The 25,572-nt window shown below is 45.2% G+C and carries 18 protein-coding genes, 5 tRNA genes and 5 pseudogenes; 21 read left to right on the top strand and 7 right to left on the bottom strand.

All coding sequences use genetic code 11. The annotated features are described in order from the left end of the window. Positions 1-4 precede the first annotated feature (4 nt). From E6W40_RS28920 to E6W40_RS28850, 15 genes and pseudogenes are all read left to right on the top strand, one after another. Positions 5-88: transfer RNA gene (locus E6W40_RS28920), tRNA-Leu, on the top strand. Positions 89-94: 6 nt separating this feature from the next. Next, a tRNA-Gly gene (locus E6W40_RS28915) sits at positions 95-169 on the top strand. Positions 170-176: 7 nt separating this feature from the next. Next, positions 177-253, top strand: a tRNA-Arg gene (locus E6W40_RS28910). Between the two features lie 16 nt (positions 254-269). Continuing rightward, positions 270-343, top strand: a tRNA-Pro gene (locus tag E6W40_RS28905). A 13-nt stretch (positions 344-356) separates the two neighbouring features. Then, positions 357-430, top strand: a tRNA-Gly gene (locus E6W40_RS28900). Positions 431-998: 568 nt separating this feature from the next. Beyond that, the gene (ppc, locus tag E6W40_RS28895) at positions 999-3,794 is read left to right on the top strand and encodes a phosphoenolpyruvate carboxylase (RefSeq protein ID WP_136609064.1); all 2,796 of its coding nucleotides are present in this window, start codon (positions 999-1,001) and stop codon (positions 3,792-3,794) included. Positions 3,795-3,985: 191 nt separating this feature from the next. Then, complete coding sequence (sigW, locus tag E6W40_RS28890; protein ID WP_136609063.1) at positions 3,986-4,552, top strand: RNA polymerase sigma factor SigW; 567 nt, start codon at positions 3,986-3,988, stop codon at positions 4,550-4,552. 121 nt (positions 4,553-4,673) lie between these two features. Then, entirely contained in the window at positions 4,674-5,288 is a 615-nt protein-coding gene (locus E6W40_RS28885; protein ID WP_136609077.1) for an anti-sigma factor family protein, read from the top strand. A 203-nt stretch (positions 5,289-5,491) separates the two neighbouring features. Next, the gene (cdaA, locus tag E6W40_RS28880; protein ID WP_136609062.1) at positions 5,492-6,322 is read left to right on the top strand and encodes a diadenylate cyclase CdaA; all 831 of its coding nucleotides are present in this window, start codon (positions 5,492-5,494) and stop codon (positions 6,320-6,322) included. After that, entirely contained in the window at positions 6,315-7,727 is a 1,413-nt protein-coding gene (locus tag E6W40_RS28875; RefSeq protein WP_136609061.1) for a CdaR family protein, read from the top strand. The genes cdaA and E6W40_RS28875 overlap by 8 nt, the downstream gene beginning before the upstream one ends. 65 nt (positions 7,728-7,792) lie before the next feature. Beyond that, positions 7,793-9,133: a phosphoglucosamine mutase gene (gene glmM, locus E6W40_RS28870; RefSeq protein ID WP_136609060.1), complete on the top strand. Its 1,341-nt coding sequence runs from the start codon at positions 7,793-7,795 to the stop codon at positions 9,131-9,133. A 261-nt stretch (positions 9,134-9,394) separates the two neighbouring features. Next, positions 9,395-9,622 (top strand): hypothetical protein, encoded by a 228-nt coding sequence (locus E6W40_RS28865; RefSeq protein WP_136609059.1) that lies wholly within the window; start codon positions 9,395-9,397, stop codon positions 9,620-9,622. Between the two features lie 105 nt (positions 9,623-9,727). Continuing rightward, positions 9,728-11,560 carry a glutamine--fructose-6-phosphate transaminase (isomerizing) gene (gene glmS, locus E6W40_RS28860; protein ID WP_136609076.1) on the top strand — a complete coding sequence of 611 codons (1,833 nt, stop codon included), beginning with the start codon at positions 9,728-9,730 and terminating at the stop codon, positions 11,558-11,560. Between the two features lie 659 nt (positions 11,561-12,219). Beyond that, complete coding sequence (locus E6W40_RS28855) at positions 12,220-12,768, top strand: phage integrase N-terminal SAM-like domain-containing protein (RefSeq protein WP_136609058.1); 549 nt, start codon at positions 12,220-12,222, stop codon at positions 12,766-12,768. After that, positions 12,686-13,329 (top strand): annotated as a pseudogene (locus E6W40_RS28850) (tyrosine-type recombinase/integrase). The gene E6W40_RS28855 and the pseudogene E6W40_RS28850 overlap by 83 nt, the downstream one beginning before the upstream one ends. Positions 13,330-13,592: 263 nt before the next feature. Here E6W40_RS28850 and E6W40_RS28845 read toward each other — a convergent pair. Then, positions 13,593-14,366: pseudogene (locus E6W40_RS28845) on the bottom strand (IS5 family transposase). A 114-nt stretch (positions 14,367-14,480) separates the two neighbouring features. Between E6W40_RS28845 and E6W40_RS28840 the strand changes: the two are divergent. The 3 genes from E6W40_RS28840 (at position 14,481) to E6W40_RS28830 (ending at position 16,349) form a co-directional block, all read left to right on the top strand. After that, positions 14,481-14,813, top strand: coding sequence for a hypothetical protein (locus E6W40_RS28840; RefSeq protein WP_136609057.1), 333 nt, complete (start codon positions 14,481-14,483; stop codon positions 14,811-14,813). 203 nt (positions 14,814-15,016) lie between these two features. Continuing rightward, complete coding sequence (locus tag E6W40_RS28835; RefSeq protein WP_136609056.1) at positions 15,017-15,622, top strand: class I SAM-dependent methyltransferase; 606 nt, start codon at positions 15,017-15,019, stop codon at positions 15,620-15,622. Positions 15,623-15,854: 232 nt separating this feature from the next. Then, a complete protein-coding gene (locus E6W40_RS28830) occupies positions 15,855-16,349 on the top strand; it encodes a DUF6933 domain-containing protein (protein WP_136609055.1) in 495 nt (164 codons plus the stop codon). A 93-nt stretch (positions 16,350-16,442) separates the two neighbouring features. Here E6W40_RS28830 and E6W40_RS28825 read toward each other — a convergent pair. Further along, positions 16,443-17,662 (bottom strand): annotated as a pseudogene (locus tag E6W40_RS28825) (IS256 family transposase). Positions 17,663-17,964: 302 nt separating this feature from the next. Here E6W40_RS28825 and E6W40_RS28820 point away from each other — a divergent pair. Together E6W40_RS28820 and E6W40_RS28815 are read left to right on the top strand one after the other, a co-directional pair. Beyond that, positions 17,965-18,156 (top strand): annotated as a pseudogene (locus E6W40_RS28820) (NUDIX domain-containing protein); the annotation flags it as partial. Between the two features lie 754 nt (positions 18,157-18,910). Beyond that, on the top strand, positions 18,911-19,279 hold the full coding sequence (locus tag E6W40_RS28815; RefSeq protein WP_246073245.1) for a GNAT family N-acetyltransferase: 369 nt from the start codon (positions 18,911-18,913) through the stop codon (positions 19,277-19,279). Here the strand turns inward: E6W40_RS28815 and E6W40_RS28810 are convergent. The 4 genes and pseudogenes from E6W40_RS28810 to E6W40_RS28795 form a co-directional block, all read right to left on the bottom strand. Further along, the gene (locus E6W40_RS28810; protein WP_136609054.1) at positions 19,276-19,677 is read right to left on the bottom strand and encodes a VOC family protein; all 402 of its coding nucleotides are present in this window, start codon (positions 19,675-19,677) and stop codon (positions 19,276-19,278) included. The two genes, E6W40_RS28815 and E6W40_RS28810, sit on opposite strands and share 4 nt — an antisense overlap. A gap of 398 nt (positions 19,678-20,075) precedes the next feature. Further along, a pseudogene (locus E6W40_RS28805) lies at positions 20,076-21,636 on the bottom strand (IS1182 family transposase). Positions 21,637-22,000: 364 nt separating this feature from the next. Beyond that, positions 22,001-22,906: a DUF4261 domain-containing protein gene (locus tag E6W40_RS28800; protein WP_136609053.1), complete on the bottom strand. Its 906-nt coding sequence runs from the start codon at positions 22,904-22,906 to the stop codon at positions 22,001-22,003. 63 nt (positions 22,907-22,969) lie between these two features. Next, on the bottom strand, positions 22,970-23,857 hold the full coding sequence (locus tag E6W40_RS28795) for a YwqG family protein (protein WP_136609052.1): 888 nt from the start codon (positions 23,855-23,857) through the stop codon (positions 22,970-22,972). 330 nt (positions 23,858-24,187) lie between these two features. Here E6W40_RS28795 and E6W40_RS28790 point away from each other — a divergent pair, with 330 nt between their 5' ends. Beyond that, the gene (locus E6W40_RS28790) at positions 24,188-24,628 is read left to right on the top strand and encodes an SRPBCC family protein (RefSeq protein ID WP_136609051.1); all 441 of its coding nucleotides are present in this window, start codon (positions 24,188-24,190) and stop codon (positions 24,626-24,628) included. A 72-nt stretch (positions 24,629-24,700) separates the two neighbouring features. Here E6W40_RS28790 and E6W40_RS28785 read toward each other — a convergent pair whose 3' ends face one another. Next, positions 24,701-25,558, bottom strand: coding sequence for a DMT family transporter (locus E6W40_RS28785; protein ID WP_136609050.1), 858 nt, complete (start codon positions 25,556-25,558; stop codon positions 24,701-24,703). Positions 25,559-25,572 lie beyond the last annotated feature (14 nt).

Genomic DNA, 25,572 nt, shown 5'->3' with positions numbered 1-25,572 from the left:
GTGTGCGCGTGTGGCGGAATTGGCAGACGCACTAGACTTAGGATCTAGCGTCTTTGACGTGGGGGTTCAAGTCCCTCCACGCGCACCATGTTTTGCGGACGTGGCTCAGCGGTAGAGCATCGCCTTGCCAAGGCGAGGGTCGCGGGTTCGATTCCCGTCGTCCGCTCCATATATTTGCGCCCTTAGCTCAGCTGGATAGAGCGTTTGACTACGAATCAAAAGGCCAGGAGTTCGAATCTCTTAGGGCGCGCCATTTATATTTTAATTATCGGGATGTAGCTCAGCTTGGTAGAGCACCTGGTTTGGGACCAGGGGGTCGCATGTTCAAATCGTGTCATCCCGATTCTTTATTTAATGCGGGTGTAGTTCAATGGTAGAACTTCAGCCTTCCAAGCTGATAGCGTGGGTTCGATTCCCATCACCCGCTCCATATGATTACATACAAAAGCCGAAAGGCTTTTTTTTGTATAGTCAGATGTATAGTCGTATGAAGCAAGGAAATCCAAGATAGCCTGCTCAGATCTTGTTAGATAAACTTCAGCTAAACGATGCCTGCTGCTCTGAGATTATATAGGCCGACCTTTTTTTATTTTCTCTATCTGGTAATAAATTTCTTCAGTATATGATTAACTTCTGTGAATCAGAAGCAAGCTACATTGGGTAAATAGATAACACGGAACGAAGCAAAGTTAACGTATCCCTGGCTGCTATCCCCAAGGTATATTTTGGATGTTAGGAAAGCTAACTGAATAATTAGTTGCAATCTGGATTTATTATGTAGAATGGATGTCGGAATTGTTCAGCATTGGCAAGCTTAAGTATAATACCTTGTAGATGTTGGATGCATATAAATACAGTAGGTATGTATTTATTTCATATAAGATTTTTTCGCTTTATCGCAGAAAAGTGCAGATTTTCGATTGATTTTGTTGTATGATGTTTAGAAAGCGTTACAAAAGAGACAGCAATACAAACGGGATGGAGATGAGAGGAGTAGCATGACTGAACTTACGGTTACCGCAAATAAGAGCAATTCAAACAACCTTCTGCGGCGTGATGTGCGATTCTTGGGAAATATACTCGGTGAAGTGCTTGTCCATCAGGGCGGCAATGAGCTTCTGGATATTGTTGAAAAGATTCGCGAGACCAGCAAGTCATTACGCTCTGTTTTTTTACCTGAATTGTATGAAGATTTCAAGGAAATTATTAAAACACTCGAGCCGGATATTCGTCATCAGGTGATTAGAGCTTTTGCGATCTATTTCCAATTGGTGAATATTGCAGAGCAAAACCACCGGATTCGTCGTAAACGCGATTATGAACGGTCGGCCGGTGAAACGGTACAGCCGGGTTCCATTGAAAGTGCGGTTCAGGATTTGAAGGATCGCAATTTCACGTATGATGAAGTGCAGGGGATTATTGAGAGTCTTTCCCTTGAACTGGTAATGACAGCCCATCCGACGGAAGCTATGCGCAGAGCCATTCTCGACATTCATAAACGGATCTCTGAGGATGTTATGCTGCTGGATAACCCGACCCTGACCTTCCGTGAACGCGAACAGCTTCGCGAGAAGCTGCTGAACGAGGTCATTACCCTATGGCAAACGGATGAACTTAGAGACGGTAAACCAACGGTACTCGACGAAGTCAGAAACGGAATGTACTATTTCCATGAAACGCTGTTCCATGTACTGCCTGAAGTATACCAGGAACTGGAGCGGTGCTTGAATAAATATTATCCAGGCCATAATTGGCATGTACCTACATACTTGCGCTTTGGCTCATGGATTGGTGGGGACCGTGACGGCAATCCGTCCGTAACTGCAGAGATTACCTGGGAGACGCTTCGATTGCAGCGTAAGCTGGCGATTCGTGAATACCAGCGGATTTTATCCGAGTATATGCAATATTTGAGCTTTAGTACCTCCATTGTAGAAGTATCCGACGAGCTTGTTCAGTCAATCGCCAATGACCATGCCAACGTTGAGGTCACGAAACGCAGAGTGTGGCATAACGAGAAGGAACCTTACCGGATCAAGCTTGTCTACATGATGGAGAAAATGAGCAATGTGGCTGATGAAGGCAAAAAGGGTACTCCTGAGGCCTATAATTCACCTTCAGACTTTATCGAAGATTTAAAAGTGATCGACCGCAGCTTGCGTTTTCATTACGCTGACTATGTCGCTGACACGTATATACAGAAATTAATCCGTCAGGTCGAGCTGTTTGGTTTCCATACAGCCGCACTGGATATCCGCCAACACAGTCAAGAGCATGAAAATGCGATGAAAGAGGTTTTGGCGCAGGTTGATATCACGCCTGACTATTCGAAGCTGTCTGAAGAGGAGAAGATTGAGCTTTTGTCCAAACTCCTCAATGAACCAAGACCAATTACATCGAATTATCATCAATACAGCGCGAGCACTAAAGAGTGCCTAGACGTATTCCGTACGGTGTATAGAGCCCAGCAGGAGTATGGTCCAGAATGTATTACGAGCTACCTGATCAGTATGGCTGAGGGTGCAAGTGATATCATGGAAGTCATGGTATTTGCAAAAGAGGTTGGCTTGTTCCGCCAAAACAGTGACGGTACAGTTGACTGCACATTGCAATCCGTGCCTCTCTTTGAGACTATTGAGGATCTTCATGCCGCACCGGAAATCATGAAGAGACTGTTTCAATTGCCGATTTACCGTCAAAGCATTGCTGCTAGAAATGATCTGCAGGAAATTATGCTTGGCTATTCGGACAGTAACAAAGATGGCGGTGCAGTAACAGCGAACTGGGAGCTGCGCGTAGCCTTGAAGGAACTGACGGCTGTGGCTGACGAGTTTGATATCAAGCTGAAGTTCTTCCATGGACGGGGTGGTGCCCTAGGACGCGGCGGCATGCCGCTGAACCGCTCGATTCTGGCTCAACCGGCATCAACGATCGGTGGAGGTATCAAGATTACGGAGCAGGGAGAGGTTATCTCATCCCGTTATTCCCTTAAAGGGATTGCTTACCGCAGTCTGGACCAAGCCACATCAGCGCTGATTACAGCTGCTATCAATAATCAGACTCCACAGGCGGACGATTCAAGTGAAGCATATTGGGATGACATTGTTAGAGAGATGTCGGAAGTCTCCCGCAATAAATACCAGGATTTGATTTTCAGAGATCCGGACTTCTTGTCCTTCTTCAAAGAGTCTACACCGCTTCCTGAAGTGGGAGAGCTGAACATTGGCTCACGTCCTTCCAAGCGGAAGAATAGTGACCGTTTCGAGGATCTCCGTGCGATTCCGTGGGTGTTCTCTTGGACACAAAGCCGCTTCCTGCTGCCAGCTTGGTATGCTGCGGGAACGGGCCTTCAGAACTTTTATCAGAACAAGGAAGAGAACCTCAAGATCATGCAGGAAATGTATGAGAAATTCTCATTCTTTACTTCATTAATTGATTCTCTTCAAATGGCGATTGCAAAAGCAGATATGGTTATTGCCCAAGAATATGCGAATATGTCCAAAAATGATGAAGCGCGCCAGCGTATTTTTAATCTGATCGAACAAGAGTTCAAGCTTACCTCAGAGCTGATTCTCCAGATCTCCGGACAAAAGGAAATTCTGGATAATGTTCCTGTCATTCAGGAATCCATCCGTTTGCGCAATCCCTATGTCGATCCACTCAGCTATCTGCAGGTTCAGCTCTTGAGCGAGCTTCGCGGACTGCGTGAAAAGGATGAAGACGACGCTGAATTGCTGCGTGAGGTACTCCTCACCATCAACGGAATTGCTGCAGGTCTCCGGAATACAGGCTGATACATTTGCTATACTGACACCATAGGAACGCCAAATAGGGGAAAGCCGGGATTCAATTTGTTGAAGCCATGGCTTTCCTTTTTTTGTTGTCTTTATGGGTGGTTGTCTTGCATTTTTGCGGAAGTTGAATTACGATTTGAATGATGTGAAAAATGATCGTTACCCATCAGCAAGTCTGGGGGAATATATTGGTGGATAATATAGAAAACAGGTTAACGAAGCTTGCTCTCAAAGGGGACCAGCGTGCCTTTGCAGAGATTGTAGAGCTGTATAAGGATAAAATATACCATTTGGCCTACAGGATGCTGGGGAACCGCCATGAGGCGGAGGATATTGTTCAGGAGACTTTTTTACGTGTATATAAAAATTTGGACAGGTATGACCCGAATCAAAAATTTTCAACCTGGATCTACAGAATCGCTACCAATTTATGCATCGACCGGCTGAGGAAGAAAAAGCCTACATATTCGCTCGATGCAGAGATGAATGATCAGGAAGGCATGGATGGTTATTCGATGATTCCAAGCGATAACCGGACACCGGAAAGCGAGACGCTTTTATCCGAAACGCAGGAGATCATTTATCAGGCGATTGACAGCCTGCCGGCCAAGTACAAGTCGGTTATGATTCTGAGATATTTACAGGACTTGTCGTTGCAGGAGATCAGTGATGTTTTGGGAATGCCCGTCACAACAATCAAGACGCGGGTACACCGGGGACGGGAGTTTTTACGCAAAAAACTGGAGCCCAAATTATAAATTCCATTTATTTTGTTGAAACATTCTAAAAACCATTGCGTATTACAAGTTAAACAAGTCTTATGCCCTTGGAGAGGAAGAGGGTTCGAATACATTTATATGAATGAAAGGATTGGCTCATATGGAATGCAACTTGGCCGTCTCTTTAATGCATGACTATTTAGACGACGACTTGTCCAAGGACCAGCAGATGGAGCTTAAGACCCATTTGCTGTCCTGCCCCGACTGTCGGATGCAGTTTAAAGAGCTGGAACAGACGGATATGCTGATGTTCTCCTTGAACCATCACGCGCCGTCTGCACCTCTTGAGCTGACCCAGCGGATCATGAGTGCCCTGCCACAGGAGAAACGGCAGCAGCCTTGGCTTGGATGGATTAAAAGACATCCTGCAGTTACAGCGGCGGCTGTTTTTCTGATTGTGATGCTGATTAGTTCTGTCAGCTTCTGGGATCAGGACACACAGCTCGTGGTCAAAGGGAGCGATCTGGATCAGGTTATCATTGAAGGAGACACAGTGATTGTCCCTGAAGGAAAAAGCATAGCAGGCAATTTAACGGTAGAGAATGGTAAAACCAAGATCTACGGTGATGTGAACGGGAACCTGACTGTCATAGACGGATCTTTGTACCAGGCTTCTACGGCCCATATCTCGGGAAGGGTCAAAAACATTGATCAGGCTCTGGATTGGATTTGGTATAAAATAACAAATGCGTTCTCGGATGTCGCCTATCGTTAATAAACCTTTGCTGCAACTGAATTTTTCGGCGCCTCTTTCCAGAAAGAAGGCGCCTTTTTGTTGGAAGAATGCATAAATTAATCCATTTTAGAGCTTCGGCCGCTTGCAACCTGAAGTTGATCGTTATAACCTAGAAGATATAGGGGAAATTATATTACATAGAGACCCATTTAACATTCAAGGGGAAGTGCGGGGGCCTAAGTATGAGTTATTTTGCTGATTTGACATGGAAAGAGTCCATAAAAGATATTATTGATATTGCGATTGTTACATATATTATTTATCATGTCATTTTGCTCGTCAGAGGAACCAGAGCCATTCAGCTGCTGAAAGGGATTCTGGTGCTCGTGATTATTTGGGCGTTAAGCACCTGGTTTGACTTGTACACACTCAAATGGCTGATGAATCAAATATTTAACTTTGGCATCTTTGCCATCTTTATCATTTTCCAGCCGGAGCTCCGAAGAGCACTGGAACAGCTGGGACGGGGCAAGATCTTTGGGAGATCGTCAGCGGAAGATGAGGAATTCAACAAGCTGATTGGAGAAGTCATTAAAGCCGTAAATTATTTAGCACGCAGAAAGATAGGGGCATTAATTGTTTTTGAGCGGCAAACAGGACTTAATGAATACACAGAGTCGGGTATTCCGATGCAGTCCATGATCAGCTCACAGCTGCTCATTAACATTTTTATCCCAAATACACCGCTTCATGATGGTGCCGTCATCGTACAGAATAACCAGATTGCGGCAGCGGCATGTTATTTGCCACTGTCAGAGAACCCTTTTATTAGTAAGGAACTGGGTACGCGGCACCGTGCGGCCATTGGAATCAGTGAGGTAGGAGATGCTATTTCGGTAGTTGTCTCTGAAGAAACAGGTCAAATTTCACTTGCTATCAATGGACAGGTTGTACGTGATATCAAGGAAGAATCCCTGATTTCGAAGCTGTACGAAGAACTTCGTCCTAATTCTACCCCTAAAGAAAAGCGCTCGATGTTCTGGCGCCGGAAGGGGACTGATAAAGATGAATAAATGGATTAATAACAATAATTTTGCGAAGATATTGGCGCTTGCGGTCAGTTTTTTATTGTGGAGCATGGTCCATTGGAATAATGATACGCCAACGCCTACCGGGAAAATCGATACAAGGATTATTGAAAATGTAAAAGTGCAGCCGTACGGGCTGGATGAGAAAAAATACATTTTGAGTGCGATGGATACAGATCGGGTCCGCATTGAGATTAAGGGCAAAAAGACCGATCTGCTCACTGCATTTTCAGGTGAGTATAAGATCAAACTTGATCTCAGCAATGCGAAGGTGGGAACCAGTACGCTGCCTTTAAGTGTAGATATTCCTAAAGGGCTGGAGATCGTAAACATTCAGCCGTCGGCGGTGACGGTAAATATTGAAGAGAGAAATACAGCGACTTTCCCGGTAACGATCATGACCAAAGGTACGCCTGCAGAAGGTTACCAGCTTGGAAAGGTTACGCCGCAGCCGGCAACCGTGAAAGTGACACTTCCAGAGAGTGAACTCCGTGAAGTAGCCAAGGTCCAGGGGACGGTAACGATTGATGGTGAGGACAGCTCGGTCAAGGAGAAGCGGATCAAGCTGATTGCTTATGACAAGAAGGGGCAGGAGATCGAAGGAGCTGTGCTCGAGCCGTCTTCGGTTACAGCCGAAGTCATTATCTCACCTCCCTATAAGGAGGTACCGATTGAGCTGCAGTATACGGGAAAGCTGCCTGAAGGATTAGTGATCTCCAAAGCCCAGTCCAATGTGAGCAGGATTAAATTGTACGGTTCGCAAGAAGCGCTGGCGGGAGTAAAGTCCTATACGGATATTAGTGTGGATTTAAGCCAGATCACGCAGGCCGGAACTATAGTTCTTCCTGTGGACTTGACGGCACCTTCTGGTTTTGAGAAAATCGAGCCTAGCTCCTTGCAGGTGGAAATCACCACGGTTTCCAATTCACAGCGGGTCATCAATGACATCCCGATCACGATCAAAAACGATGACAGCAGCGATCTTCTGGCTGATATTATTACTCCGGCGAGCCGTGTGATGTCCCTAACACTCAACGGGGCCCCCGGACTGCTGAACAGTCTGACCAAAGACGATATCCAGTTGATCGCAAGCGTGGGGAACTTGAAGCCGGGAATGCATGAAGTTACACTTCAGGTTGTTCTACCGCGTTATATTTCCCGCGTGGACCAGGGAAGCCCGCTTACCGCTACGGTTGAGGTGAAGGAGAATCCTACCGCACCTACGACAACCACTCCGGAGACCGGAACAGACGGAAAAGGCAAGGATAAAAATCAAAACCAGGGGAGTCACCCTGGAACAGGAACCGAAGAGAACGGAGAGGCCACTCCCGATGAACCCGGGAGCACTCAGGATCCTTCCAATGATTCGGGAGACACAGGAACAAACTAAATGATGGATAAACAAATCTAAATTTGGGATTTTCAAACGGAAGTATATAAAAAAGGAGAACAATCATGGGGAAATATTTTGGAACTGACGGTGTACGCGGTGTCGCAAATAAGGAATTAACGGCGGAGATGGCATACAGTATCGGTCGCTGCGGTGGTTATGTACTCACAGGTGATGTAGAGAAGCCAACCGTAGTGATTGGTATGGATACTCGTGTGTCCGGTGTTATGCTGGAATCTGCGCTGACAGCAGGTCTGCTGTCTATTGGTGCCCATGTGGTGCGTCTGGGCGTTGTATCTACACCGGCCGTAGCATACATTACCAGATTGCTGAAAGCAGATGCAGGTGTAATGATCTCTGCTTCTCATAATCCGGTAGAGGATAACGGCATTAAATTCTTTGGCGGAGATGGATTCAAACTCTCCGATGAAACTGAGCTGAAGATTGAAGCATTGATGGATGCAGAGACCGACAATCTGCCACGTCCTGTAGGTAAAGACCTGGGTAACGTGATTGTGGACAATGAATCCAAATATAAATATCTGGAGTATTTAAAATCAACAATCAGCCACAGCTTTGACGGTTTGAAAATCGTATTGGACTGCGCAAACGGGGCGGCCTATGAGCTGGCACCAAAGCTTTTTGAAGAGCTGGGAGCCGAAGTGGTGAAGATCGGCGCTGAGCCGAACGGATTGAACATTAACGATCATTGTGGTTCTACACATCCTGAGAAGCTGAAGGAAGAGGTTCTGAATGCGAAAGCAGACCTGGGGCTGGCTTTTGATGGGGATGCGGACCGTTTGATCGCTATCGATAACAATGGTGAAGAGGTTGATGGTGACTTTATCCTCTGCATCTGCGGAGATTCCATGAACAAGCAGGGCAAATTGAATAACGGCACCATCGTATCGACAGTCATGAGCAACATTGGGTTTTACAAAGCCACTGAGAAGCTGGGGCTGCAAACAGCCAAGACAGCCGTCGGTGACCGTTATGTGATGGAAGAGATGCGCAAGGGTGGCTATAACCTGGGCGGCGAACAGTCCGGCCATGTTATTTTCCTCGATTACAACACGACTGGCGATGGCATACTAACGGCAATTCAGCTGGTGGACACCATTTCGGGTTCCGGTAAAAAGCTGAGCGAGCTCAGAACCATGATGCGCCAGTATCCTCAGGTGCTCGTAAACGTGCGTGTAGAGGATAAGAGCAAATATGAAGGCAACACGGCGATTGAAGGTGCCGTTGCGGAAGTGGAAGGCATTCTAGGCGATAATGGCCGTGTGCTGGTACGTCCGTCCGGTACGGAATCGCTTATACGCGTAATGGCAGAAGGTCCGGATAAGGACCAGCTGGATCAATACGTGAACCAGATCGTAGAAGTCGTGAAGCGGGAACTTGTGTAAGACCTGAGGTTTATTTTTGTCGTAAATGAAGGAACTTTTATCATAGGCCGGTGAAACTAATGTTCAGGTTTCATCGGCTTTCCTTTAAGGTGAATATGGGGCAGGATGGCCTGGCATGGGTTGTATGCAGGATTGCCAAAGTGGCCTGACTTGAATATAATGAGTAAATGTTATTCGAAAATAGAAAGTGGGGATTGTGAGGTTCATTATTAAAAGCGCCAGAACTTGGGCTTGCGCGGGGAAAGGATCCGGCTTTAAGCAATGGATTCACGGCAGCACCAAGTTGACGAGGTGAAGGTGTTCGAAACATTCGGCGGGGACCTTCCGGTGATTCACCACAGCCGTAAACCGAAAACGGAAAATGGATGGGCGACTGTTCACACAACGCTTCCGGTGGGTGATAAGAAAATCATATTTCATGAGTGTGCGGGCATGATAGCAGTAAGTGCGTGCAGCAGCCAGATGTACATTCGTGAACGTACCTTGTAAACTTCATACAAGTTTGTTTTCCGTACATTCTGGCAGTTGCCGCATGGATTGTTCCCGTATGCTCACTAAACCCACTTTGGAGAAGTGAACGGAGGAATTTTAATTATGTGTGGTATTGTCGGATATATTGGTCAGAAAGATACGCAGGAAGTATTGATCGAGGGATTGAAGAAATTGGAGTACCGTGGATATGATTCTGCAGGGATTGCGGTATTCACCAATCAGGGATTGCAAATTGCCAAGGCGAAGGGCCGGATTGCGAATCTGGAATCGAAGCTGGAGGAAGCTCCACTCGTGGGAAATGCGGGTATCGGACATACACGCTGGGCAACCCATGGCAAACCGTCAGATGTGAACTCTCATCCTCATACGGACAACAGCCATAAGTTTTCGGTTGTGCATAACGGCATTGTCGAAAATTATTTGGAGTTGAAGGATGAGCTGATCGAACAGGGACATCATTTTGTGTCGGAAACGGATACTGAAGTGATTTCGCATCTGATTGCTCGTGAATACGATGGGGATATCGTCAAAGCGGTGCAGAAAGCCATCACGCATATGCGCGGTGCATTCGCACTTGGCGTGCTGACTGAATACGAACCGGATAGATTGGTTGCAGTTCGTCAGGCAAGCCCACTGATTATCGGGATTGGGGAAGGCGAGAACTTTATCGGTTCGGATATTCCGGCGATTCTGCAATATACGCGTAACGTGTATATCCTGAACGACGGTGAGATGGCTGTATTGACGAAGGACTCTGTCGAATTGATGACCATTGAAGGGAATTTTATTTCTCGGGAAATGATTCATGTCGACTGGGATGCCGTCACTGCGGAAAAAGGCGGCTTTGAGCATTTCATGCTTAAAGAGATTCATGAACAACCTAAAGCATATCGTGACACGATGCGCGGTCGGATTGACGAATCCGGTAAAAAGGTTGTACTGCCTGAGCTGAAGCTGACTCCGGAAAAAATTAAAAGCATCAACAAAGTGCAAATCGTAGCTTGTGGCACAGCCTATCATGCAGGCCTCGTTGGCCGTAATGCGATTGAGTCCCTGGTACGGATTCCGGTGGAGACAGATGTGGCTTCCGAATACCGTTACCGTTCACCAATCGTTACACCAGATACGCTGGTAATCGTAGTCAGCCAATCGGGTGAAACGGCAGATACCCTGGCAGCGCTTCGCGAAGCTCAGTCCCATGGTGCACATGTGCTGGCCATCACCAATGTGGTGGGAAGCTCTATTGCCCGGGATGCGGATGATGTGATCGCAACGTTGGCTGGACCTGAAATTGCGGTTGCTTCGACCAAGGCATACACATCCCAACTAATCGCGTTCTATCTGCTGTCCCTGTACCTTGCTGAGGTACGTGGTACGCAAACGCCAGAACAGATTACACAGATTATTGCAGCCATGCAGGCCCTGCCTGAGCAGCTCGATAGCATGCTGGCCAAACCGGAAGCGATCAAAGCCTATGCAGAACAGATCTCCAAGCATGAGCACTTATTCTTTATTGGACGGGGAATCGATTTTGCAGTGGCACAGGAAGGCTCACTCAAGCTGAAAGAGATTTCCTATATCCATTCCGAGGCATATGCAGCCGGTGAGCTGAAGCATGGTACGCTCGCGCTGATCGAAGACGGTATTCCTGTTATTGCCCTGGCAACCCAGGAGGATGTTCTTGAGAAAACCGTGAGTAACATCAAAGAGGTCAGTGCCCGCGGTGCCGACATCATGGCGATTACGCATGAAGAGCATGTTGTCAGCCTGCTCAAATCCGTAAACCAGGCCTTTGCCATTCCGAAGACGCTGCCGCTGCTAACACCAGCGTTGTCTGTTGTTCCGCTGCAGCTGCTGTCCTACTACGCTTCCCTCGCGAGAGGAAACGACGTGGATAAGCCGCGGAATTTGGCGAAGAGCGTGACGGTGGAGTAATTGGGATAAGTATCCTTGAAAACACTTTGTGCAAGGTGAATAAAGTCGTTCCGAGCAAATGAAACTCGTAGCGAGCAATTAAAAGTCGTATCAGAGTCGGGCAGATTCAGGATTATTTCCTGTCATTTGCTCGGCTTTTCTTTTTGGGCAGGGGGCAGGAATTAGAGAAAGGCAGGAGAATGTTGGTTTCTTCTCGGACGATGAGTGGTGAAGCAAAGGATAATAATGCGAATAACAAGGACGAAGAGGAGTAAGTAGCTAAGGATCTAATCGTTCGTCATAAGGCCGTGTGAGTTATTCGAAGCTGGCGTAAAGCATCAAGACCGATTCGATGTAACTCGTCATCATGTTTTCGCGAAGAGCAGCACGAAGATTCCACTTACGCTGTATCTTCGTGCTTGAGCACGGTGAAAAATGACTGAAGGCAATCGAACGACTTCATAGAGTGTGGTTGGTCAAAATGTGGGTGTATAATAGTTGAGATTTAGTCTAGGAGGAGTTAAAATGAAAAATTACTACTGATTTACCTAAATATGGTTTTGCAGTATGCGGATAGATGGCACCGAAAGTATCGGGAGCTTACAATGTCGATGGCGACGATTGTGAGCTCTTTTTGTTTTCCAATAATTAGGCTAATGATATAATGAGAGGGTGGGAACGTGAGTATATGGATGTCTCGGAATGATGAAGGTTCCTTGTATGTTCTTTTTAAATATGATGAACAAATGGTTATGAAGATTCGGGGAATTCCAGGAGGGAAATGGATTCATGATAACAAAGTCTGGATGATTCCATTTACACCCGAATCCATTCAACAGTTGCAAACACTTTTTGAAGGAACGCAGATTCATGTTGATACTGTGTTGATGAAAGAAAGCAGTTTGTTTAACCATGAAGTTCACACGAAGGATCACATTCCAACATATCCATGGGATACTTCAATAAAAAGGTCCTTAATCCATTCACTGCAGCTTCGAGGTTATAGTACAAAAACGATAAAAGCTTATTGTAGTCAAGTTCATAGATTTCATACTTTTGTTCAGCAGCAAAGTACTTGGATGGATCACGAGAAAATGATTCAGAGCTATTCTTTACACTTGCTTCAGCGGAATTGTTCCCATTCCTATGTTAATCAAGCGATCAGCGCGATTAAATTCTATGCTCAGAAAGTACTTTTGCAAGAGGGAACGGCATCATATTCGCCCTAAGAAAGAAAAGAAGCTGCCGTACGTATTATCAATGAATGAAGTGAAGCTGATCTTAAAGGCGCTCCATAATCTAAAACATCGTGCTATCCTTTACCTTACATATTCCTCAGGATTACGGGTAGGGGAAGTGGTCCGCTTGAAAACTCAAGACATCGATTTCGAGAGAAAAACGCTTCGAGTTCATCAAGGCAAGGGTCGAAAGGATCGTCTTACGCTATTATCCGATACAGCCATGGACATTGTTCAACCGTATCTGCAACAAGAAAAGCCTGAAAAATGGATGTTCCCTGGTCAACACCCAGATCGTCATGTGACTGAACGAACCGTTCAAAAAGTATTCGAACAAGCACGTGTCGCTTCTGGAATCCAGAAAAAGGTCAGTATTCACGTCTTACGCCATTCATTTGCCACGCATCTTATGGAAGAGGGATTGACATTCGCTTCATTCAAGAGTTGCTCGGTCATCAAAGCGTGCGCACCACCGAAAGATATACACATGTAAGTGTAAAGGACATAAGAAGGATTAAAAGTCCGTTAGGTCAGTTGGAAGGAGCAGATTGAGCGGGAGGAGACGTAAACATGTTTCGTGAATGAGTATTCACGAAGTTCGTAAACATCTCAAGAAATAATATTTTTGAGAAGTTCGTGAAAAAGACGTTATATGCAATCAGGCTAAAAATGAAATATCTCATAAAAGGAGAATTGAATGATACAAATACTAGAAGAACCAATAGGAGTAACATATAAACAATTAATATCTTTGGCGTTTAACATTTGTGATGAATTTATATTAGGGCGTGTCTGAAAACTCGGATTAATAGAGTTTATTTTAACAAAATCATCACAGAAGCCAGTAAGGCAAAGCTCAAAAAGTTTCGGGAAAGCTTGTCATAGCGTGTTGCGATCGCACGGAATTGTTTGAGTTTATTGAAAAAACATTCCACAACATGACGTTCTTTATAATGGTAAGAAATCACATGCCCAAGGATTCTTCGCATTGGACTTGGGCGGAATGCAGTATGCTGCATCTTGGGATTCGATATACGTCCGAATGTTTAAGGTTCCATAGGCTTTGTCGGCTAGCACCGTGCTCCCAGACAACGTTACTCCTGAAAGAACTTCAGTCGCTACCGTAGAGTCATGGATATGTCCAGCCGTTAGAAACAGGCGAATGGGGTTACCCAGCCCGTCCACTAAAGCGTGGATTTTGGTGTTGCGACCGCCGCGGGAAAGCCCAATTTCTTGCTGGGTTTCGGCGTTTTCAGCCCCTTTTTAGCCCCTGCAGCGTGCTGATGAACTTTACAGGAGGTGCTGTCCAAAGAAACATCCTGCAAGTCCGCATCACCGATCAAGGACTCAAACATGTTTTGAAAAAGGTCATCCTGGCTCCACAAACGGAATCGAGAATACACCGTTTTCCAAGGTCCAAAATGTTCAGGTAAATCGCGCCAAGGAGCACCTGTTTTGACCTTCCAAAGCATCCCATTGAGCATCATTCGATTGGGTTTGGAAGGTCTGCCTTCTCCTGTGTTTTCAGGTGGCAATAGATTTTGAATCCGCTCCCAGTCCTGGTCCTCGATTTCGTGTCGTCTTCGCATAATTGTAAAGGCCCCTTCTCGATTTCGTCCTTGTGAAATTATGCTATGGTATTGCTTTTGACGCAATATCTAGTTTTCAGACACGCCCTAGTAGTCAAAAGAGATCAAATTATATTGAATGAAAACGGAAAAACATTTATTGACGTATTAAAACCATATATAAAAGAGATTAGAAAACAAGAAGAATGGCCGGGAACACGATTGTTTGGGCACTACGCAGATGTTTATTATTTTGATTGTAAGGATGGACTAGAAGAAATATTGTTAACCAAAGTAGATAGATTATATGAGTGGATGCAACCTGAATTACTAGAAGATTTGTGTTTTTATAAGAATGGAGAAGAATGGTTAGTAACAATAGCACATGAAAATGAAGGGTTTATAAAGACAACAGAACGTCAGGAAATATTAAAGATCAGAGAAATTGAAGGCATAATGATTTATTAGTATTTCAAAGAGGAGCCTGACAGCATATAACAAAATATTCACGCTGCGAGCTGACGCTCTCGGCTGCCGAGGAATTTCGGTGGAGAGGATTCAGCAGACAACCCCGCACAGACTAAGATAAGAGCTATCTAAGTCGGTGCGGGGTTCGTGAATACAGGTACGTTAGGTGAAACGCCACAATAAATTTTAAAAGAAGGAAACCCATGAAAAACAAAAGAAAAGAAGAAGAAGAGAAGATCAAGAACTTTGACTTGTTGGCATCAGATTGGGATCAAAGGATTCCTGAAAAATCAATTAAGTATGCTGACCAATTGATAAAGAGACTTAATATTAGAGATGAACATTCATTACTCGATGTAGCAGCAGGGACTGGAATAATTTTTTCTAGACTCCAATGTTTCGATATATATTTCCAAAGATACGTAGCAGTAGATATCTCGAATAATATGCTTAAGGAACTAAAGGCAAAATATCCAAATGCAGAATCATTTTGCGCTGATTTCGAAGATGAATTTAGTATGAATTATTGGTTCGATTTTGTGATTATCTTTGATAGCATCCCTCATTTTAATAATTTTGACATGGTATTTCTGAACGCATTTAACAGTTTGAAGAATAACGGAAAGTTTATAATTGTACATGCACGAACAAGACATGAATTAAAAGAACATCATAAAAGAATAGGTTATGTTGGTAAAAGCGATCCAATCCCCAGTGATGATAAGCTGATTGAACTATCTAACAAATATCAACTTAGGAATGTCTGTATAGAAGATGAAGATTATTTTTGTTACATTGGGGAGAAATAATTTTGATAGTAGATTCAGAGAAGTGTGGCGCATCATATAACATCGTATTCAACGCTGCGGGCCGTGACGAGCACGGCCCTTGATCCGAGAGAGGCATTTTCGTGGAAGCAATTCACCGGACACATCCGCACCGACTAACCGCATCGCGGCCGCCCCTGGCGGGGCTTAAGTCGGTGGGACGTCGTGAATACGGGAACGTTAGGCGAAACCAGTACGAGAAGGGAACTACAGAATGCTTACACTTAGACTTACTAAAGATTTATTGAAAGACATGAAAACAACTCCAGCTGAAGATATTAATGCAGCTCCGTTTTTAAGTTGGCATGTAAATATTTATAACTTGAACAAAAGAAAACACATTGTCTTTGTAAATGATTTAACTAGATTAGCTATTATCATTGATGGAATAAGAACAGGGCAATTAGAGCGGTTGAAAGACAAATTTTTGTTAACTTTTCGGGATTACTTACTCCAAGAGGGAGTTGATGAAAGTTTGATCAATAGGTATTTAGTGAATGGGGCAGAAGTAGTTATTTCGAAGACAAACAACAGAAGTGTCCTAGGAACAATGAAAGAAGTTACGTGGTTTATTGAAGATGATTTTAACGATAATATTGAACGCTTGAAGTGGCTTAATAGAACGATTCATAAACCAATAGATTACATGGAACCGATCAGTTACTTTAAAGAATCACTATGGGATCATAAGAACTACAACACAGTTTGAATGATAATCCAGGGTGGCACTGGAATCGGGTCTGTCAATAATTTTGTGTAAACTCTTTTAAGCACAGATTCCCCCAAGGGGGAAGTCGCGAATCTAACGCAAGTGCTGACCGACCCGATCTGGGAAAAAGACCGAAAGCTGGAGTAGCATTTGACCCCAGTTTTGGACACGTCCTGTCCATTTTCGAGTGACATCGACGGTGGCCAGATAGAGCATTTTAAGAAGAGCTTCATCTGTAGGAAAGATGCTTTTACCCTTTGTTACCTTGCGAAGCTGACGGTGGTAGCTCTCGATCATATTCGTAGTGTAAATGAGTTTGCGAATCTCTGGTGGATATTTGAAAAAGGTAGCGAGTTCGTCCCAATTTGTCCGCCAGGAACGGATAATCAGTGGATATTTCCTCCCCAAACTTCCTCGAAACGGTCGAGTTCAAGCAAGGCACTTTCCTCGGTAGCGGCCTTGTAAATGGGCTTTAAATCGGCAGTCACTTTCTTAATGTCCTTGTACGACACATACCGGGTAGAGCTGCGAATTTGATGAATAATACACTTCTGAATTTCAGTTTGAGGATAGCAGGCTGCAATCGCTTGAGAGAACCCAGACAGGTTGTCCACACAGATGATGAGGATGTCCTGAACCCCGCGATTCTTGAGTTCATTCAGCACGCTCAGCCAGAACTTGGAGGATTCATTCTCACCGATCCACATGCCCAGCACATCTTTGTTCCCGTCCAAATCGATGCCAATGACCATGTAGGCAGCCTTGTTGATAATGGCCCCGTCCTGTTTGACCTTGAAGTGGATCGCATCCAGATAGACGACCGCGTAGACGCCTTGTAGAGGCCGGTTCTGCCATTCTTTAATGAGAGGCACAATCTTATTCGTGACATTGGAAATGAGCGTAGGAGAGACTTCAATGCCATACATCTGCCCGAGATGATCCTGGATTTCCCTGGTGCTTATTCCTTTGGCATATAGCGCGATGATTTGCTCTTCGATGCCGGTTACATTCGATTGATGCTTCTTAACAACCAAGGGCTCAAACTCACCCAAGCGATCCCGAGGGATGGCAATTTCCTGTTCACCGTACTCACTGACTACCGTTTTGCGGCTTTTTCCATTGCGACTGTTTGGAGTGAGTTTCGCCTTCACTTCATGCTTTCCATAGCCCAAATGGGTATCCATTTCAGCTTCCAACATCTCCTGGATCGTCTCTGCAAAAAGATCTTTTAGAGCATTCTGTGCATCCTGTGCGCTTACCAAATTATTTTCCTTAATAAATTCCCGCAGCTGCTGTTTTGACCAAAGTCCCATGTGTTCTCCCCAACCTTTCTCTTACTTCCATTTTAATGGGTTTGAGAGTTTACACAATATATTTTACAGACTCCTGGAATCGCCTAACACCATATTCACGCATCGGGCATTCGCCCTCGGTCCGGCAGAAGTTAGGAGTGATTCAGTGAGGCAGTTTCAGTAGCAGGGAAGCAGATACAAGCCGGGCACATCCGCACCGACTAAGCGCATCGCCGTCCCTGCGGGGCTTAAGTCGGTGGGACGCCGTGAATACAAGAACGTTATCTGAAATTCCGAAGTAATAAACTATTTTGAGGTGGGCTATGTGTCATATTAGAGTAAGGGCTTGCGCTCTAATTATTGAGAATAATTCAATTTTATTAGTAGAATTCGATGATGAAAGTGGACTTCATTATAATTTACCTGCTGGTGGAGCTGAGCCGGGGGAATCAATAATTGAAGCAGTAAAACGAGAAGTTCGTGAAGAGGCCAATGTGGAAGTTGAGGTTGGGCCATAAGGGGCTGACCCAAAACAAGTATTAAATCCTGATTTTTTAAAGGACTTATCTAATTTAGCCAATGGAGGGACAATCGTACTCCCACATAATAAACAAGAACTAAAGCCCGTTAAATACATAATCGTTGAAGAGCCTTTTGGTAGAGGTCGAGAAGGGATCGGCGAACTTATTGATTTTGCAGTGTGTATTGATATTCCACTAGAAATAGCATTAGCTCGAAGAATATTAAGAACATTAGAAGGTATTCAGAGATCGGGTAGTAAAGCTGATGAGCCGCTAAAGCAGATGGAGGAATATTTATCTCAGTATTTAATCGTTGTAAGGGATCTTTATCATGCGATAAATACCAGAGTGAAGTCTGATTGTGATTTAATCGTTAATGGAATTAATTCACCTGAACTATTGGCGGAATTAATCATAGTAGAGCTAAAGAAAAGAAGCTTGTATGTATAACTGTGAAGGCTGCAACATTATCTAACACCTTGTTCACGCATCGTGTCGACGTTGTCAGATGTATAATCATGGTAGGAATAGCAGACAACACACGACCCAGCCTAAGATAAGAGCTATCTAAGTGAGCGTATCCTATTACGTCTGGTCTCGCTTGTTGATGCTGAGGATATGTTTGAATATACATCGGATGAGGAAACGACTCGTTTCATTTATGACCAGCATACGGATGTAAAACAAACAAGAGAGAAACTTAATAGCTAACTATTTCATAAAAGAGCCTATAGGTAAATATGCAATCTTGTTAAAAGAAAGCAACAAAATGATTGGAACGATCGAGTTCAGAGTTGATGAATACAATAAAAGTGGAGAACTGGGCTATACATTATGTAGGCATTTTTGGGGTAGAGGCTACATGACAGAAGCAGGGAAATTAATCCTCAATTTAGCCTTCAATACACTGGGTTTAGACCGAGTATTTGCGGAATATGATGTTAGGAATAGTGCTTCGGGAAAAGTATTGAGCCGCTTAGGTATGACATATGAAGGTACCCATCGTAGAAATCATGTGGTAAAAGGTGTCCTAACAGATAGCGCACATTATTCCATTTATAAGAGGTATAAAAAAACGCCGGTGACCCTAAGCAGGAGACCGGCATTTCCGTATTAGCGTTTCGGCATTTTGCTCTCATCCATATACAGCAGGTTCCAGCGGTGACCGTCCAGGTCGGCAAATCCTGCGCCGTACATCCAGCCGTCGATTTCACTCGGCTTGCCAAAAATGCTTCCTCCGGCAAACTCTACTTTTTGAATAAATGCATCTACTTCTTCTCTGCTTTCGGCGCCAATGGAAAATATTATTTCCGCGCTATGGGAAGTATCTGCGGTTTTTGAACCTGTAAATTTCTCAAACGCCGCATCCGGGAACAGCAGAATCGTTGTTTGGCCTATGACAAGCTGGGCTCTCTCGTTACCAACGCTCACCGCATGGAATCCAATCTCATTGAAAAAGGCAGTTGACCTCTCAACATCTTTGACCGGCAGGTTAATCCAAATCTCCTGTGACATGGCTGTCACCTCCTGGAATATATTCTCAACTACTCCTACTATACTCTACTTCGGGCAGCAGAAGCGAATCTTATAAAAGAAACCGCAAGGGATGACTTCCGTACTTGATATACCCTGCTACATTCTAGCAAAGGAAACTAAAAGGCCTAAAATTTTGTTTACCAAGCAAAAACGCCTTTCTCATCCAGAAACTCGCCGTTATGACGTTTCCGTCTATGGCGTATCCCACGATAATGGCTGCAGCGGCAGATATGAGGCTCCGGTTCAAGATCGCGAGGAGGAAGCATAAGTAATTAAAAAAAGAAGGGGCTGTCCCAAAAGTAGTTTTTCTACAAGTAGAGGCAGCCCCCTCTTATTTTCAAAATTGCAAAAAGGTCAAAAGAGCAGCAATTCTCCAGTCACTGGAGAATTGCTACTCTTTGTTTTTGGTCATTTGCAGCTTGCTTCAATAGATTGTGAGCAAGGGAAAGCCAACCGACCTCAAGCGTCACTTTTTCCATGCCGCGAAGCAGAAATCGCCGGAAGCCCCGGTTGTTCTTCAGTTGTCCAAACACACTTTCCGGTTCTGTCATTCGACGTACGGACAAAGCATAGCCTTCCTCGCTTCGCAGGATTTTCCGGGCTTGCTTCTGGTACCGCAGCCGTTCCAGACTAACAACCACTTCTCGATTTCCTGCTGCTTTCGTACAACGGTCTTTCAGGGGGCAGCCCTCACAGGAGTTACTTCGGTAATGACGTTTCCGAATTTCATATCCACTTTCTAAAAGCTCCTTGCTTTCTCTGCCAAAATGCAGCATGTGTCCGGCGGGGCAGGTCCACCTGTCTTCGGCTTCGTCGTACTTCCAGTTCTCAATCTTTCCGACATTCTCTTTCCAGGCTCTGCTCTTTTCTCTGTGGTAGCTGCCGTACTTCACGACCGCCTGAATCTCTTCATTTTCCAGATAGGCATAGTTTTCTTCACTGCCGTAGCCTGCATCTGCAATGACCGTCTTCGGGAGTTTTCCAAGGATCTGCCTTACTTTTTCCATGTGCGGCTGTAAACAGCGAGTATCGGTCGGTCTTGGATGGAGACTGTAGGCCAGAATAAACTGGTTTTCGGTCCCGAATCTGTACATTGTAACCGGGTTTGAGTTGACCATTACGCATGTGGTCTTCTTTCATTCGCATAAAGGTTGCATCCGGATCTGTCTTGCTGAAGCTGTTCCGGTCCCCAAGCAGCCTTTGGTACTGCTCGTACTTCAGCAGCCTGAGTAGCAAATCCTTACGAAGCTTCCGAACAGCTTTCTTTAGGGGCTTGTTTTTAGGTTTTTCTACAAGCTGAGCTTCAAGCTTTTGCACGGCTTGTTCGAGTTTCTCACTACTCACTTCGGAACCCGTACCGAGTTCAGCGAGATCTTTGCCTTGATTCTCCTGTTCTTCCCGCGCTTCTGCCGCTTCAATGTCAACGAACAGGGCATGTACCTTTTCTTGCAGTTTGGCTTTGTGTTTGCTGACGGCTTTGCCCCAAACAAAGGTGTAGCGATTGGCATTGGCTTCAATCTTGGTGCCATCCAGAAAGTAATGCTCCAGAGAAACGTATTTTTCGTCAGCCAAAAACTGAAGCACGGCGGTAAATACCGTTTCGAGGACGTTCTTCATTCGCTGAGAACGGAAGCGATTAAGGGTGCGGAAGTCTGGTCGCTGCTGTCCGGCCAGCCACATAAAGGGAATGTTCTCCCGTACCGCTTTGGCGATTTGGCGGGATGAATACATTCGCTGGGTGTATGCGTAGATAATGACTTTGGTAAGCATCTTAGGGTGGTAGTTGTCGCGGCCGCCGCCGGGATAAGCAGCGTCAAAGATGGTATCATCCAGCCGATGGACAGCGGCATTCACGATACGAACGAGGTGGTTTTCTGGAATATCTTCTTCCAGATCCATTGGCAAGCAAAGTTGGTCCATGGTATATTGAATGTACAAAAGAAACCGCTCCTTTGAAATGGTTGTGTGGTAACTCCATTTTACCAAAGGACGGTTTCTTTTTTGTGTTTTTTAAAGATTTTCGTAACAATTTCCACTTAAACAGCGGAGAGGACGGACGGATTGTGGAAAAGCGGCAGCGGTCGCCTTTGTATCCGGATTTTTACCGCTAAGGAAAATAAATAAAATCTGGGTACAACAGCGATTGGAACAACGGTCCGTTTGCGTAGCGTCCACCTAATTGCTCACGTTGATCCTACTTAAAAACAGAGGGCTATCCCAAGCAGCCATTGCATGGCTTTTGGGACAGCCCCTTCGAAGCATTCGCTAGAACATGAATGTTATTTAAACTAGCAGTAACGCTTTATCTGTTAGATTCCTGTCTCCCCGCATAATAACCCTCTCCCGGATCCATGTCGATCACGACACGGTGTGGTGCGGCAAGTGCATATTGGTGCTCACAGCGCCAGCGCATATCCTCAGTGAAGCCGATCGTCTCCCCGTCAGCGATCACATCACCTTGCTTAAATAGATAATATCCGATATTCGTCAAATGTCCCGCGACCTCATCAGGCTCAAGATCATAGAAATGGCACTGGACATCCGGAATGCCAAGCGCGGCAAGCCCGATGGAATCCATCAAACCCTCGGCCCGTCCGCTCTCAGTCCCTTCGACATTATAGAAACGTATATTCATTGCACCATATAAAAGGGCGTCTTCTTCAATTGCAGCGAGGTACGCACCGGGCTCCACCAGCTTGTCACTCTCCCGGAAATAGATTGCATCGCAAGGAGCCGTCTCCAATATAGCCCGAAGTACGCCGGTGAACAGCTGCAATCTTGATTGAGGATCAAGTCCGGATGCCATCATATCTACCAAAAGCAGCGAATGATTGCATTCTTCAAGTGTCTGAGCGGCTTCCTGCCAATGCCAGGATTGCTGAATGGCCGTTACGTAGTCCGCAGCCGGACGATTCTCCATATCCATCAAGCTGGTTTGGGCAGGCATTTCTCCTTCCGAATAGGAAACCATGTAATTCAAATGGAAAAAGTGCAGCATATCCTTATCGGCTTGTTCATCCGCTTCCCACACGGCAAGTTCTGCTTCCTCTGTTTTCTGTTGATCAGGTGGTGCTACTTTTCCTGTATAACGCTCCATTTTTTCAAAAAGCGCATTTCGATCCAGATGGGGCTGCTGACGGTACTTCAATTCAACCGCATAGACCCGCGCAAATCCAAAGTCCTTTTCTTCCTCAAGCACGTCGTTCATAGTCCGTCTCGTCTCCTTTTAACAGTTCATGAATATATCGAATCGGTCACCGTCTCTGATCCTTCAGCTTGAATACAGCGAACAATATGTACGGTCAAAACGCCCTGCCAGCAAATCCTCCTTGCGAATAAAGAAGTGCAGTACGCCGGCATCCCACCAGCAAAATCCAACATCATCGTCAGATTCAATTTCAAGGAGCATCAGAGTATCCTGGATCTCTTGCTTAGCTTTTTCTTCATTTCCTGCAAAATGAGCGGTTAGCTGCTCAAACGCCTTTGTGGTGCTGTAGCTATAGTTCTGACCTGTCAAAATCATTAAGGCGGCTTCATATTCGCTGTCATCGTGCTGGCCTGTAGGATAACCAAAAAGCAGGGCAGCATCATCACGCTGCGTGTTACTTAGCGAAAAGGTCAAATCTTCATATTCTTCATAACCAACCGATTCATTCTCGATCTGTTCATAGTCCACATAGGCGTAATTCGGAGGCTCAAGCGATGTACGGGCTTCCAGCTGATATCCGCAAAATCGTCCTTCCAAAGCAGTGCCCTCAGGAGACAAGCGGCGCTCGGCGGAAGCCAGCTGATCATCCGGCAAAAATAATACGCGATGCTGGATATGGTAGGCCGGATCATCGATTCCGACAAAAAAATAAAGCATGCCGCCAGTGGGAAGCAGCGATGATTCGTCGTGGCTCGCCACATCTTTTAGATTCAATTGAACTAAAAAAGTCATAGGTGTACCGTCAGTCGTCGCTGGCCACTCCGCCTGAGGAGGAAGATCCGGATCTCCACCGATTCTGGAGACACAAGGGATATCATAGTTTGCCGCTCCGGCTTTAGCGCATCGGATGCCTTGCCGAGTGTTTTCCAACAGATACGCTGAGGCATGCTCGAATTGATGTTCAAGGATCACTTGTTCAAGTTTATTACGACTTTGTTCACTTCGTCTCACGATAATCCTCCTTCATTTCATACAAATAAAAGTAAGCATAAGACTATGAAAACATAGGTGTTCGGCGTAACAGTACGATTCTATAGTTGCTTGTCATCTATAGACACTGAGATAATACCCTATATTGTATAAGGGGTTTCCAGATCCCTCCATCATACCTTATACCCACAAACCGGGCTTTAATAGGGATTATAGAAAAAATCATTAGCTTAAACGCGGGATAAGGTATTGCAAGTTTCAATTGGAGATACTATATACCATGTCACTTATGATAAGCTCAGATCAGTTATATCAAGATCGTTCAAAATACGGAAAGTGAGTGGATGGTGTATGAATACGCAAGTAACTACGAAATTTAAAATACTTAAGCCAACGGATGAAGTGTTTGAAGCCATAGTGGACCCTGGGAAAATGTCTAATTATTGGTTTTCATCGGGAACTGGAAGAGTGGAACAGGGCGAGACGATTACATGGAGATATGACGAGTACAATGCAGAAGTGGTCATACATGTATTGGAGGTCGAGGGAAATCAGAAGATCAGGTTCACGTGGGGAGGAGTTGGCGAAGAAACGGTTGTTACCATTACGCTTCATGTATTGGACGATACGAGTACCATGATTGAAGTAAACGAATCAGGTTTGAAAGAAGATGACCCCGAAATCGTAAACAAAATGATAGGACAAAAAGAAGGCTGGGTATATGTGCTGACTTGTTTAAAGGGTTATCTGGAAAATGGCGTTAATAATTTGAGAGCATCATTAATTCATTAGCTAATCATGATTCCTGTGTGTTTTTTAACCGCAAAAAAGTCCATCATCCGATGGACTTTTTCATCGTTCGAATCATCCCCACATCCCGATCAACAAAATCCCGCAGAACACTATAATGGAAGTCGTTATCCGCTTCAGACCCTGCTGTTCCTTCAGTAGCAGAATTCCAAGGAAAGTGGCGAAGACCGTACCAATTTCACGCAATGGACTAATGTGGGCCATAGGCGCCTGCTGCATTGCGAAAAGGAAGAGCAGGTATGAACCCGGATTCAAAATTGCGCCCAAGAAAATAGTAGAACGATTCTTGCGCCACTCCTGCTTCAACTGGCGGGAGGCCAGCACAAGCGGGGTCAAGCCTGCCACAAAGCCGATGTTAGTTACTTCGAGCAAAGCTACCGGAGAGACATGATCGAGATTCAGTTTATCCACGAATACATAGCTGGTGGTGCACAGACCAACACAAAGCGCTAATGCAAAAGGCTTCAAGCTTTGCGGCTGCGCATTTGCGTTTTTGCGCCCCAAACCTATTCCGCTGAGCAGGAAGAAGCCGCCGAGCATCAAGATAATTCCGAACCATCCGAATATGGACAGGGATTCTTTGAGAAATAATACCCCGATGATCGGGACCAGCAATGTGCTGGTTCCCCGCATAATCGGATAGATCTGTGACAAATCGCCAAGCTCATAGGTTTTGGACAACAGCCAGGAGTACAGACCCTGAAGCGCGACCGAAAGCAGCAGCAATCCATATGCACCCCAGGTGAGCGGATGTTTCCACAGTTCCATGATCAAGACGGGCAGCAGGATCACGGCAGGGATCATCATGATCGACCATAGAAATACACCTTTGTTCAGACTCCGTTTGGTAAACATACTCCAGACAGCATGAGCCATACCGGATGCGAGTACGAGTAAAATTGGCAATAACATAGTTGAAATGGCCC

It is taken from the genome of Paenibacillus dokdonensis (assembly GCF_004916975.1).
GTDB lineage: Bacteria > Bacillota > Bacilli > Paenibacillales > Paenibacillaceae > Paenibacillus_AQ > Paenibacillus_AQ dokdonensis.
Note: the sequence above shows the minus strand (reverse complement) of the source record. Positions and strands in the feature narration are given on the sequence as shown.

Excerpts from the sequence above, each read along its gene's own strand:
- E6W40_RS28810 (WP_136609054.1), bottom strand. The coding sequence starts at position 19,677 with ATGTCACAGGAGATTTGGATTAACCTGCCGGTCAAAGATGTTGAGAGG.
- E6W40_RS28790 (WP_136609051.1), top strand. The coding sequence starts at position 24,188 with ATGAATACGCAAGTAACTACGAAATTTAAAATACTTAAGCCAACGGAT.
- E6W40_RS28800 (WP_136609053.1), bottom strand. The coding sequence starts at position 22,906 with ATGAACGACGTGCTTGAGGAAGAAAAGGACTTTGGATTTGCGCGGGTC.
- E6W40_RS28875 (WP_136609061.1), top strand. The coding sequence starts at position 6,315 with ATGAATAAATGGATTAATAACAATAATTTTGCGAAGATATTGGCGCTT.
- E6W40_RS28830 (WP_136609055.1), top strand. The coding sequence starts at position 15,855 with ATGCTTACACTTAGACTTACTAAAGATTTATTGAAAGACATGAAAACA.
- glmS (WP_136609076.1), top strand. The coding sequence starts at position 9,728 with ATGTGTGGTATTGTCGGATATATTGGTCAGAAAGATACGCAGGAAGTA.
- E6W40_RS28885 (WP_136609077.1), top strand. The coding sequence starts at position 4,674 with ATGGAATGCAACTTGGCCGTCTCTTTAATGCATGACTATTTAGACGAC.
- ppc (WP_136609064.1), top strand. The coding sequence starts at position 999 with ATGACTGAACTTACGGTTACCGCAAATAAGAGCAATTCAAACAACCTT.
- glmM (WP_136609060.1), top strand. The coding sequence starts at position 7,793 with ATGGGGAAATATTTTGGAACTGACGGTGTACGCGGTGTCGCAAATAAG.
- cdaA (WP_136609062.1), top strand. The coding sequence starts at position 5,492 with ATGAGTTATTTTGCTGATTTGACATGGAAAGAGTCCATAAAAGATATT.
- E6W40_RS28785 (WP_136609050.1), bottom strand. The coding sequence starts at position 25,558 with ATGTTATTGCCAATTTTACTCGTACTCGCATCCGGTATGGCTCATGCT.
- E6W40_RS28835 (WP_136609056.1), top strand. The coding sequence starts at position 15,017 with ATGAAAAACAAAAGAAAAGAAGAAGAAGAGAAGATCAAGAACTTTGAC.
- E6W40_RS28865 (WP_136609059.1), top strand. The coding sequence starts at position 9,395 with ATGGATTCACGGCAGCACCAAGTTGACGAGGTGAAGGTGTTCGAAACA.